Source organism: Photorhabdus australis DSM 17609, assembly GCF_000711895.1.
Taxonomy (GTDB): Bacteria; Pseudomonadota; Gammaproteobacteria; order Enterobacterales; family Enterobacteriaceae; genus Photorhabdus; species Photorhabdus australis.
The window spans coordinates 39,627-50,330 of record NZ_JONO01000039.1 but is presented as its reverse complement, the minus strand read 5'-3'; the positions used below and the strand labels follow the sequence as shown (position 1 = coordinate 50,330).

Here is a 10,704-nt window from a genome sequence, read left to right as displayed (position 1 = left end):
CCCCCCATTATCCGATTTCAGTTTACCTTGATTGAGGTAATCACTGATATGGCGGTCAACGGTGGTCTGGTGGAGTCGCAATGCCTGGGCGATCATCACAGAACTCCACCCTTCAGAAGCCAGAAGGATAGCTTTTATTCTGTCTCGTACTTGACCATCGCGAGTGGTGTCGTGAAGACGTTCAAGTTTGATTTTTTGTTCTGATGTAATAAATATTTTCATAGCGAGGATAATGATCTCCATTTCGGATAAAATCAAGCATCTTCAATGATTACGGGTATATATCAATTGGTTCATTTCCAAACGATGCAGTGGAAGTCGATGAAGCTATCTTCATTGAGTTTGCCGGCAATATTCAGTACCACAAGTTTCGCCAGATTCACCGTTTACAACAAACCACGGTAAAAAGTATCCCGGGATTTCCCCAATAACGGTAAGTTTTACTGACATTATTACTCTTTTCAGCATGAGCCAATATTTTGGTTTTTCTTCTAACTTCCTGTTCTTATTTATTGAGCAATATATTATTAACTTCAGATATCACTATATCGGGAGATATAACCTCCATTATATGAATATGTTTTTTATAATTTATAGCTAATGAGAAGCCTGTTATTATTCTATGAATTTCGGGGTCTTGATATGGCCCTGTAGAGAATGGATTTGCGGTAACAAATAAACTAATTGTGGGTACTTTCAGTGCAATAGCTATATGCATAGGACCTGTATCACCAGTAATAAGCAAGTCGAGTTCATTTATTGTTTGAGTTAGTTCTACTAGTGTTGTCTTTCCTATTAATTGACTAATTCTACAATGAAACTCACTTGGCAATAATTTAATAAATTCTTGTTGTAAATATATGTCATCAGGTGATCCTACCAACACTATTTTTGTAGTACAATCATTGTTTAAAATATGAGATGCAACCTGAAAAAAATTTCTTACAGGCCAACAACGTTCAGATGATGATGCACCCATTTGAAAACCAATAGACAGATGATCTTTCTTAATAGAATCAATATGACATGGAACACGCATTTCAATACTGGATTTAGATGCTACTTCACATCCTAATATTTTTACTAATTCCAATTTTCTCTGAATGAGATGACCTATAAATGATTCAACGTAATTGGTTAGCCATTTTTCAATTAATTTATTTTCAAAATAATTATCTCTAAAAATAAACTTAGCACCAGACATTATGGCACTTAAATAGTCATATGGAGCATGAGAGTGAAGTATAATTGCCAGGTCAGGTTTGCCTGATTCTCTTATCTTTTTTAAAAGTGCTGGGACATGATTTATTTTATTACTCCATGTAATAACCCTATCCCAATCATTTCCACTAGTTAAAAACGACTCTAGTTTTGGATGGCAAATTAATGTAATGAATGCATTCTTAAATCTATTCCTTATGGCATGTATTGCAGGGGTATTCATTAAGAAATCACCCAGTGCTGTAGTAGAATAGATTACTATATATGAAAAAATTTTTTCCTCTAATTCATTAAAGTTATCCCGGGATTTTTCAAAATTTTCGCTTTTAGTATAAATTCGTAGAAATAAATCAACAGCTTTATATTTCAGATACTTCTTCATCTAACATACTCACTTAATGTTATAATTTATTGATCGTATTATGCCCAATTTTCTTCTTTGATACAATAATATACTCTCATCTCTTCCTACATCTCATCAGATCAATGAAGCAAAAATTATTTTTCCGTATGAAGCAGCGGTTGTATTGCTGCAAGACACCGTTGACTTAGATATTGCCACTGAAACTAAAAAAGCAGCTCTGCTGGAATGGAAGAAATACAGAGTGATGTTGAGTCGAGTTGATATTTCGCAAGCTCCTAATATTGAATAGTAGGAACAGCCGAAATAAGAATAGGGCCATACGTCCATTGCATCCCAAAAGCTGAATATCCAACTGATAAAGGTGTGGTTCTTATGAACAAGTCACAATGATGAATTTGAGGAATAAATAGAATTTCAAAGGGTGGAAAATTTTATCCTATCCTTCATCAGAGGATGATATTACAATTGTACGACAATCCTCCCTTTTTTCACTATAAACTATTCAGCATGTACTGGATATAAATAAATGAGGGGACTCTTCCCCTCATTTCATAGCATGATATTATATATAAATAATTCTATTTTTTGGCTACGCCAATTATAATGTAATTCCATCTTTTGGGAACTATTTTTGAAAATAGAAATCGGTCAAAAAAACTTAATATTTTTCTTTGTTTTTCTGTTCTTCCAAAACAGGAGATGAATCCTGTAGTGATATATTCAACACTTGAGAATTCATGTAAAAAATCATTCATATCGTCTATTGTTACATATCTCCACTCATCTCCCCATTGGATAAATTTAGATCTTAATATCTTATGTACAGGAGATGCCAGGAGATTTTCAGCAAACCAATATTCTCCTCCTTTTTTTAAAGATTTATATATTTCTGATATGGCAATTTCCTGATTTTCAATATTATTATTGCGTCCTATACCTCCGATAACTGATTTAGATAGCACAATGTCTAATTCATTTTTATATGGTATGTTTAGCGCATTTATATTTTTATATGTAATAGAATCACTAAGATTGTAGTCTTTATGTTTTTGATAGGCTTTTTTATTTGGCCCCCCAAGATCTGAACAAATTACGTTAGCGCCATTTAGTGCAGCCCATAATGACAGGCCACCATTATGACTACCAATTTCTAAAACTCTGGCATTTTCTAAATTAATTTTCCCTTTTGAAAGCCAAAAGAATAAACATTTAGACCAACCATTAATATCCCATTCAATGATATCGTTTAAGGTAGAACGTGAAATATTTTTCATTAGATTACACCTAGCGTTGATTTATTTCGGGCCAATTCCCGATATGAGGATAGGTAGAACTAATACCCTGAGAGTCATACATCAGCTCCATAGGGGTGGTAAATTAGAGTGACGATACCAGGAAGAAATAAAATAAGAGCTTTACGAATCTCAATTATAATTTTGTTTAGCAATAAGAAAGTAGATAATATGGCAATAACATATGCTGCTATTTTTAAGCAACATCCCAAAGTTATATGAGCTAAAAGGCAAAAAATACAGAATGTAATAGCTAGTAATATATTGGTTATATGTATTTTTTTCATGTTTATTATCAATAGGGTATCATGCAATAGTAGAAATTATTTCGACTTTCTAAAATAAAAGAAACTGAGATTTATTTTTTATCTGGTCAATTTCTCCATTGGTACTGTGTTGTGCATTCTTCTATTACAGAATTTAGGGTAATCTAATATCTCAGTAAATCAGAATATTATAAATAGAGAAACCCTTAATACCCTTTAGTAACCCAACGACTTGCGGAGCATTTCAACCCTTGATTACATTAAATTATTACTTTAAATATAGAGTAGAGTGTGGCGTTAGTTTTCCATGTGGAGTCAATGCTATTAATTTAAAACATCATGATGATTTTAGTCCAAGAGTGAAACCTTGGAAAGTTTTGACTGTGATCTATCGGGCAGATAGATCACCAATAGTAGGTTCTGGCTACGTAATAGAGTAAGAAATATGCTGAAAAAAATGGCAGTATCTTTAATATTTTATTAAATTTAATCTGGATTAAAACTTTGTATCTAATGCTAATGAAATAAAAGAATTAGGATATTTTTGGTACTTTGATGGACTTCTCGAAAGTTTCCCAATAGATGATTTATGATAAAAACTGGTTATACCAGGAGTGGCTCTAAAAATATAATCTGACAACTAGATAGGTTATAAGAACACAAGATGTCTCTATAAATTTCCATAGAAAACAACGCAATGCTAAATTAGGCAGTAAAACTAGTGAGTAAGTTCATAAATGTTTGGATCGCTGGTATACGATGGAGATGATAGATAAAAGTTAAAGTTATTTACTATTCAGAAGTCAGAGCGCAAGCCCTTTGCTTTCCTGAGGTTCAGGTGATTATGAAGCAGCTCAGAATAGCAACCCTTTTAAATTGTTTTCCATGTGATAAATAGTTGATGCCTTTTAAGTTTTCTTTATAAAAAAGTGCGCTTATAACTCGGACTCTAAATCCATACGACAATAGGGAGTACAAATATGACATCAGTTGAATCTTTTTAACACCAGGTGCATCCGTGCACCATAGTGTTATCTAAGTTCATGTCTTGCTGCTTCAGCTAAAAAGTGGCTTCTATCTCGATATTGTGTTGGGCTTTCTTTGACTCGATTATCAATACGCTGAATAAGCGTATCGGGTAATGAGATATTAATACGCTGCTGCTTTCCGGAAAATTCAGATAAATCAACATCAATAACAAACCAACTGTCAATATATTGATATTCTGCGTTTTTTGCATAGACCAGATAGCCAGAGTCCTGAATTTTTTCAACACCGCTACTGTTTGCAACCATATCTTCAACGGTTAACAAGATAGCTTCACGCGCCATTATCGCAATGTCTTCTTGATTATCAGCAACAGAGAAACAACCATAATCTTCGGTACACAACGCAGGAATAACCAAACCATACGCGATTTTTTCATCTTTCGGAAACTCAACACCTACTGAGAAAAACATGATGACCTCCAAAGTCGGCGGGGATTAAATCCCCGCCATTTTTTATAGATTTGACTGTGCCAATAGGCAGATCTTTTTTGGGATGCGGGACCGGGAACGTTTTTCCAGTCATAGGTGACCACCAAATCTGGTGACTACCTCCGTTATGCCTTCTAAGTTCACACCCAGCAGCAGTCAGCTCTTTTATCAGGTCAGTTGATTTCATATATCCTCCCAACCTGATATCACAATACACAAATATACACACATACACACAAAGTAAATTTATTTATCTCACGTAAACGATGTCGAAAAAATGGCTAAGAGAATTTGCTAATGCATGATGTTGTGAAATATGGCATTACAGCAGATTTACGCTTGTAATTTTTCTTTTCGTTCTTCTGCTTCGTATGCTGCCCGGTATTCCGGATCTTTCATCCATTCAGCATGTAGTTCATCATGGGTTTTTAATTTCATGTTTAATTTCCTCCAGTCTGCGCTTAGCTAGCTCGATTCTGCTTTTTGGCATCTTTTAGGTTTTCTTGATGAAAATGCGGAACATACAGATCTTACTACCCACTTCATAAGCCCAAATGCCGCGAGCTATGTCACCGCCCATTGTGCGGATCTCGTAAAGCCCATCACTAAGCGGCTTTGTATTCGGTTCCCGCAGGTGCCGAGGGTTTTCCCCTAATTTTTTAACTAGCCGATCATACTTCACTTTTATAAGTTTCGGGTAAGTTATCGGCTTCCTTGATTGCTTTACCAACTCGATTTGGATCTTGAAGATTTGAGCAAATGAGTCATGCAAACCCGCTAATTTATTAGCCAAAACTTGTTCGTAATCTACTCACAATTAATTCATTTCTGGCTAAATCTTCATTTTGGTTATTTGTTGACATGTAAATCTACTCGATTTTTACCATATCTAGCTTCGTTTAATACTTTAAGACGCTGCCTTGGCAAGAATTGTGTTGAATTAATGGATTGCAAGAAACATTGATTATATAGATTTTTATCATTTTTTATTATCAATAGGAAGTCATAAAGTAGTAGAAATTAGTTTCGTTTTCTAAAAGCAAAAAATTGAGATATGGTCAAGTTCCTTTATTAGTACTATATGGTGTATCCTTTTGTTACAGTATTTATAACAGTCTAATATCTCAGTAAAGCAAGGTAATGTAAACAGCAAAGTTCTAAATACCCCTTAGTAAGCTAAGTATTAATTACGAAAAAGCACGATAAAAGTACACGACATAGTAAACAAGACGTTTATTAACTCACCATCTCCTGATTTTCAGCGGCTAATAGAACAGTGTATTGAAGCTCTTTTATATTGATAGAAGGATTCCGGTTTACAGAGATACCAAATTATTTTTATTCACATGACGAAAAATAAGAAGTATAATATTGGGCGGATTTGACTGAATGAAAAAATGGGATCTCAGTCTTTCTTGTTTCTTGAAAGTTAAACTACTTTCCTTTCCACCACTACATGATATCTTGTTGATACATTAATATGAAAACTACGCAAAACCACCTAATCAAGCTGTTACCCGTTGCAGCACTCTTCATCTTTTGCCTTTTAGCTCATATAGCTTTAGGTTATCGTTTAAAAGTAGGGTATGTACTTGCTGTGTTCTTCATTTTTCTTTTACTAAACAAAATCACTATAATTTATAGAATTCTTCTTATTGTTCTTGGTATAACAACTCTCATTTATGCCCCTATTGGGCTTACATATGGATCACCAAACTTCAACTTAATCCTTTCGTTGTTCTATACAAACGAGCAAGAAGCCAGTGAATTTATCTCTTTTATTCCAGTTGAACATTATCTTTTTAGCATTCTTATTCTAATATTTTGTTTGTTATCTCTGAAAGTGAGAATTAATTTATATAAAAAAATCAATATCTTTCTGTTTTCCTTTGCATTAATCACGACAATACACCACCCGTTAAAAAACTTTATACAAGGCAAAGAATTTACTATCCTCGACTCTGGATTTCCTGAAATTAGAGTAGTTAAAGATGTTACTACCAACTTTATAAGGGTAAAAAGCGAACATAGAAAAATGCAGGAAATATTAAGTGAACAGGATACATGGGGAACAGTATCAGCAAAGCCAAAATATAGTACTTACGTTGTTGTTATTGGGGAAAGTGTACGTAGAGACTTTATGAATGCATATGGGTTCCCAATACACAATACACCTTTTATGAGCATGGCTAATGGGATACTTTTTACAAATTATATCTCAGCAGGTCCATCAACCCAGATATCACTGGCAAACTCTCTAGCAATGGTTAAAAATGGCAAAAATATTTTAAGCAATAATATTGTCACATTAGCAAAAAAAGCAGGTTTTTATACCTACTGGATATCAAATCAAGGTTCTATAGGATTGTTTGATACCCCGGTTGCCAGTATGGGAGCAAGGGCCAATTCTCCATTGTTTATTAAAAAAGGTGAGTCCAGTTCTGGTCTCAATAGAAATATTCCTGATACAAATATAATACCCATTGTGAAAAAAGCCTTAGAAGATAAGAAAGAGAAAAAGCTAATTGTTATCCATTTTATGGGATCACATTCCCCAGCCTGTATCAGAACAAATTATGAGTACAACGTATTTTTCAAATCAGAGCAGGTTTCTTGTTATATACAGAGTATTGAAAACACTGATGACTTGTTGTCAAGAATTACTAACGAAGTACAGAAAAATGAGCATAATTGGTCCTTGATGTATTTTGCTGATCATGGAGTTTCTTTCTTTGAAAAAGATACTAAGAAGATGAGGCTTGCTCATAGCGATAAATATAAGCAAAATTATCAGGTTCCAATGTTCATTACATCTTACGATGATACATCACGGCAAATTATTAACGCTCAACGAAATTCCATGAGCTTCTTAACTCTATTTTCTGAATGGACAGGAATTGAGGAACCTACAATATCTAGAAATTGTCAAATGTTGTCTAATGAAATGTGTGAAAATCAAGATGATGTTCTTAACTTTAGTAACAAAACCATGAAATATAGCGCATTACCGGAAGATAAAATTCCCAAATGAACTTTATACTACGAAAAATGCAAGCATGGGTGTGGGTGTATGGGGTTGGATTAATAGCCATAATTACCCTCTTAATGTTTGCTATAAAACACTGGAAGACACTATGAAAAACTTTATAATTAGCTTACTGAGTAATAATGAAAAAAGAAGAAAACATATAACTGAACAGTTTGAAAGGAATAATATAGAATTTGAATTTTTTGATGCTATTGATAAGAGCAGAATCAATATTTCAAATGAATTAGGCATAACTTTTGACAACCCAAATTTATCAATGGGAGAAAAAGGATGTTTTTTAAGTCATATTACCTTGTGGAAGAAAATTATTGACGAGAACATTCCTGTAGCCGGTATTTTTGAAGATGATATATATCTATCCAAGGAGTCAGAGTTATATCTAACTGATTATAGTTGGGTAGATAACAACATTGATATTATAAAAATTGAACGAGCAGATGAGAAAGTAAAAACCTCTGTTTTTCCAGTTAAAAAACTTAAAAAAAATGAGAATATTTTTAGATTAAAGAACGAACATTTAGGTACTGGTGGGTACATTATTACAAATAAAGGGGCTAATTTTCTATTTAATAAAATAACTAGCACTCCATTAAGAGAACCAGTTGACTATGAAATATTTGATAATTTTATTTTAGACAAAAATTATATTGCCTGTCAGTTAATACCAGCACTATGTATGCAGGATTTTACTTTAAATAAGAGTCATAATAATTTCCCGAGTTCTTTAGAAAATGAAAGAGTCCATAGAGTTATCACGCCTAAAGAAAATTATAACAATAAAGTGTTACGTGAAATACATCGAGTTAAAAATCAGCTTATTGACTTTATTTTTAATAAACGAATAGAAAGAAAACTTCCCTTTAATAAGGATTAATAAGCTATGAACCTGTAATTTAAATTGTGTAATTGCCTGTTTTTTATATATTTCTTCGGGCAAAGGAGACAGGAAAATTATGGAAGAAAAGAAAATTAAGGCACTCGCAGCCGAATTGGCTAAGGACCTCAAAACTGAATCCGATCTTAATCAGTTTTCCCGTATTCTCACCAGTTCGGTGATCGTTTGGACGGTCACTTATAATCAGGTGGCAATTACACAGAATAATGTGCAGACTCGGGGCTTATCCTGGATAACTAAGTTCATCTATAACCGCCACAAATTTGATTTATTGGTCGCTCTAGCCACTCAATATCAGGAGCAGTTGATATGTCTACTGATTCAACTTAATAAGCATACATCATCCAGTTAACGAGGCGCTGCTTAATATGTGCCAGGTTCTCCCGTTGGCGGCTTATTTATCGAACTATATACCCAAATACTGGATGCTTCATACACTCCCTTACCGGAAATATATCCCGTGGCATCCACATTCCCGTTTACAACACCACCTGATTTTGGATATCCCCCCACATTCTCGGCACTTAAACTAACATCCTCACTCAACGTCTTGCCATTAATTTTCAGACTACTCGGCACGGCACTTTTCGCCAATGCCACCGTTTCCGCTAAACCCACGATAAAAAGTATCTAGGGATTTTCCCAATAACGGCAAGTTCTACTGGCGTTATTACCTTCTTCAGCATGAGCCAATATTTTAAACTTTCGTCTAACTTCCTGTTCTTCTTTCTTGTTTATCTTGACCTCAACTAATATCTGTTAAATATACATAAAACTATTAGTTGAGGTCTGGAAATTCACAAATAAGTGAACGTATATACTCAAGACACTTCAAAGTGCATGTTTGAAAAACGATTATATTGTTGAATTTAAATGTTTTTATGTCTGACGACTCAAGCATCTTGAAGTTCATTCGGTATATACAAATTCAATATTACTACCAATTAAAACTCAAAGATTAAATGTTTGCATTTTTCATACAACCTATTAAAGTTAACTTCCACCAGCTATGGTAAAATTCATCTTCCGTCAATGGGAGATTGTGGTTTTTCAGGCCAGTCAATATCTGGTGCTGATGTGACATCGATACGGCTCAGTGATATTTGGTATTTTTTCCAAGTCATTAACTGCGCTTTTTCCTCATCATTTGCCATATTTAGATCAATAGCATCTTGTAATGGTGCGATTTGATTTGTTGCTTCAGCTATTAATTGTTGTTTTCGAGATTTAGCTTGGTACTGTAATTCTTCTTTAGTGGGTGGAGGAATATCCGCCCATTCCGGTAAACCATTTTTACCCGCTATACGATATTTACCTTCTGGAGGAATACTGCCGGCAAACTCAATGAAAATAACTTCATCGACTTCCACTGCATCGTTTGGAAATGAACCGGCATTGATATAATCCTGTTTCCATTCAGCTGGATAAAATGCGTTAGTTGTTGCACTGTAATAATACATAATTAATACCCCACTGCGAACCAATAATAATTTACACTAATACCATTAACAGCATAATCGTTAGTCAATTTAAATGAAGATGTATTTAGATCAGCAACGTAACCATTAACTACACCACTACCTGATCCTAATCGATTCACCGTCAACATGACACTCACACATATATTAGAGAATCTAACGGGTAGCTGAACTATGATAACTTCTTGTGGATTTAAAACTCGAGTTACTCCCCATTGATAAATCATCCCGGTATCTCCACATTTCCACCAACCATTTGTAGATTTTAAAGCAGTATTTTTGCTGCCATATCGGGAGTCAGACTCAGATTTAGTATATGACTGACCCGTAGGAGCATAATTCCCGGCTGGCTGGTAATTACCGCGAGGTTGATAATTTCGGTTAACTTCATCCAGCCACGCTAACACGTGTCCATTGAATCTTGCATTATCTGAGTCTATCGATAAAAGACCACTGCCCCTGAGTTGAAATTTCCCATTGCACTCACCTGTGGTATATGCCCCGAGTTCTCCCGGTGACGGCTTGTTTATCGAACTATATACCCGAATACCGGGTGCTTCATATACCCCCTTACCGGAAATATATCCCGTGGCATCCACATTCCCATTTACAACACCGCCCGATTTTGGATATGCATTCCTGGCCAATTCCACCGTTTCCA

The 10,704-nt window shown here is 34.5% G+C and carries 12 protein-coding genes and 1 pseudogene; 4 read left to right on the top strand and 9 right to left on the bottom strand.

Annotated elements, in window-relative coordinates; translation table 11 throughout:
• Together BO26_RS12530 and BO26_RS12525 are read right to left on the bottom strand one after the other, a co-directional pair.
• On the bottom strand, positions 1–222 hold a 222-nt coding region (locus BO26_RS12530; RefSeq protein WP_036771806.1), incomplete at its 3' end, for a helix-turn-helix domain-containing protein.
• 283 nt (positions 223–505) lie between these two features.
• Positions 506–1,603: a glycosyltransferase family 9 protein gene (locus BO26_RS12525; RefSeq protein ID WP_036771805.1), complete on the bottom strand. Its 1,098-nt coding sequence runs from the start codon at positions 1,601–1,603 to the stop codon at positions 506–508.
• 145 nt (positions 1,604–1,748) lie between these two features.
• Between BO26_RS12525 and BO26_RS22165 the strand changes: the two genes are divergently transcribed.
• Positions 1,749–1,874 (top strand): tail fiber assembly protein, encoded by a 126-nt coding sequence (locus tag BO26_RS22165; protein WP_081861904.1) that lies wholly within the window; start codon positions 1,749–1,751, stop codon positions 1,872–1,874.
• 289 nt (positions 1,875–2,163) lie between these two features.
• Here BO26_RS22165 and BO26_RS12515 read toward each other — a convergent pair whose 3' ends face one another.
• From BO26_RS12515 to BO26_RS12500, 4 genes and pseudogenes are all read right to left on the bottom strand, one after another.
• A complete protein-coding gene (locus BO26_RS12515; RefSeq protein WP_036771803.1) occupies positions 2,164–2,859 on the bottom strand; it encodes a class I SAM-dependent methyltransferase in 696 nt (231 codons plus the stop codon).
• A 1,315-nt stretch (positions 2,860–4,174) separates the two neighbouring features.
• Positions 4,175–4,603 carry a type II toxin-antitoxin system HicB family antitoxin gene (locus BO26_RS12510; RefSeq protein ID WP_036771802.1) on the bottom strand — a complete coding sequence of 143 codons (429 nt, stop codon included), beginning with the start codon at positions 4,601–4,603 and terminating at the stop codon, positions 4,175–4,177.
• Complete coding sequence (locus BO26_RS22160; RefSeq protein ID WP_072023254.1) at positions 4,581–4,808, bottom strand: type II toxin-antitoxin system HicA family toxin; 228 nt, start codon at positions 4,806–4,808, stop codon at positions 4,581–4,583. Before BO26_RS22160 ends, BO26_RS12510 begins: the two co-directional genes overlap by 23 nt.
• 231 nt (positions 4,809–5,039) lie before the next feature.
• Positions 5,040–5,363 (bottom strand): annotated as a pseudogene (locus BO26_RS12500) (type II toxin-antitoxin system RelE/ParE family toxin).
• Positions 5,364–6,101: 738 nt separating this feature from the next.
• On the opposite strand from BO26_RS12500, the gene BO26_RS12495 reads away from it, so the two are divergent.
• The 3 genes from BO26_RS12495 to BO26_RS23160 all read left to right on the top strand — a co-directional run bounded on the left by BO26_RS12495 (position 6,102) and on the right by BO26_RS23160 (position 8,917).
• The gene (locus BO26_RS12495) at positions 6,102–7,652 is read left to right on the top strand and encodes a phosphoethanolamine transferase (RefSeq protein WP_051690965.1); all 1,551 of its coding nucleotides are present in this window, start codon (positions 6,102–6,104) and stop codon (positions 7,650–7,652) included.
• Between the two features lie 103 nt (positions 7,653–7,755).
• Positions 7,756–8,544, top strand: coding sequence for a glycosyltransferase family 25 protein (locus BO26_RS12490; RefSeq protein ID WP_036771798.1), 789 nt, complete (start codon positions 7,756–7,758; stop codon positions 8,542–8,544).
• Between the two features lie 79 nt (positions 8,545–8,623).
• Positions 8,624–8,917, top strand: a complete 294-nt coding sequence (locus BO26_RS23160) for a hypothetical protein (RefSeq protein ID WP_036771797.1) — start codon at positions 8,624–8,626, stop codon at positions 8,915–8,917.
• A gap of 11 nt (positions 8,918–8,928) precedes the next feature.
• Here BO26_RS23160 and BO26_RS12480 read toward each other — a convergent pair whose 3' ends face one another.
• The 3 genes from BO26_RS12480 to BO26_RS21590 form a co-directional block, all read right to left on the bottom strand.
• Complete coding sequence (locus BO26_RS12480) at positions 8,929–9,183, bottom strand: hypothetical protein (protein WP_036771796.1); 255 nt, start codon at positions 9,181–9,183, stop codon at positions 8,929–8,931.
• Positions 9,184–9,584: 401 nt separating this feature from the next.
• Positions 9,585–10,025, bottom strand: coding sequence for a tail fiber assembly protein (locus BO26_RS12475; protein ID WP_036771795.1), 441 nt, complete (start codon positions 10,023–10,025; stop codon positions 9,585–9,587).
• A gap of 2 nt (positions 10,026–10,027) precedes the next feature.
• The coding region (locus tag BO26_RS21590) for a gp53-like domain-containing protein (protein WP_477707029.1) at positions 10,028–10,704 on the bottom strand (677 nt) is incomplete at its 5' end.

Coding starts and splice junctions, on each gene's coding strand:
- BO26_RS12495 (WP_051690965.1), top strand. CDS start 6,102: ATGAAAACTACGCAAAACCACCTAATCAAGCTGTTACCCGTTGCAGCA.
- BO26_RS22160 (WP_072023254.1), bottom strand. CDS start 4,808: ATGAAATCAACTGACCTGATAAAAGAGCTGACTGCTGCTGGGTGTGAA.
- BO26_RS23160 (WP_036771797.1), top strand. CDS start 8,624: ATGGAAGAAAAGAAAATTAAGGCACTCGCAGCCGAATTGGCTAAGGAC.
- BO26_RS12475 (WP_036771795.1), bottom strand. CDS start 10,025: ATGTATTATTACAGTGCAACAACTAACGCATTTTATCCAGCTGAATGG.
- BO26_RS12490 (WP_036771798.1), top strand. CDS start 7,756: ATGAAAAACTTTATAATTAGCTTACTGAGTAATAATGAAAAAAGAAGA.
- BO26_RS12515 (WP_036771803.1), bottom strand. CDS start 2,859: ATGAAAAATATTTCACGTTCTACCTTAAACGATATCATTGAATGGGAT.
- BO26_RS12525 (WP_036771805.1), bottom strand. CDS start 1,603: ATGAAGAAGTATCTGAAATATAAAGCTGTTGATTTATTTCTACGAATT.
- BO26_RS12510 (WP_036771802.1), bottom strand. CDS start 4,603: ATGTTTTTCTCAGTAGGTGTTGAGTTTCCGAAAGATGAAAAAATCGCG.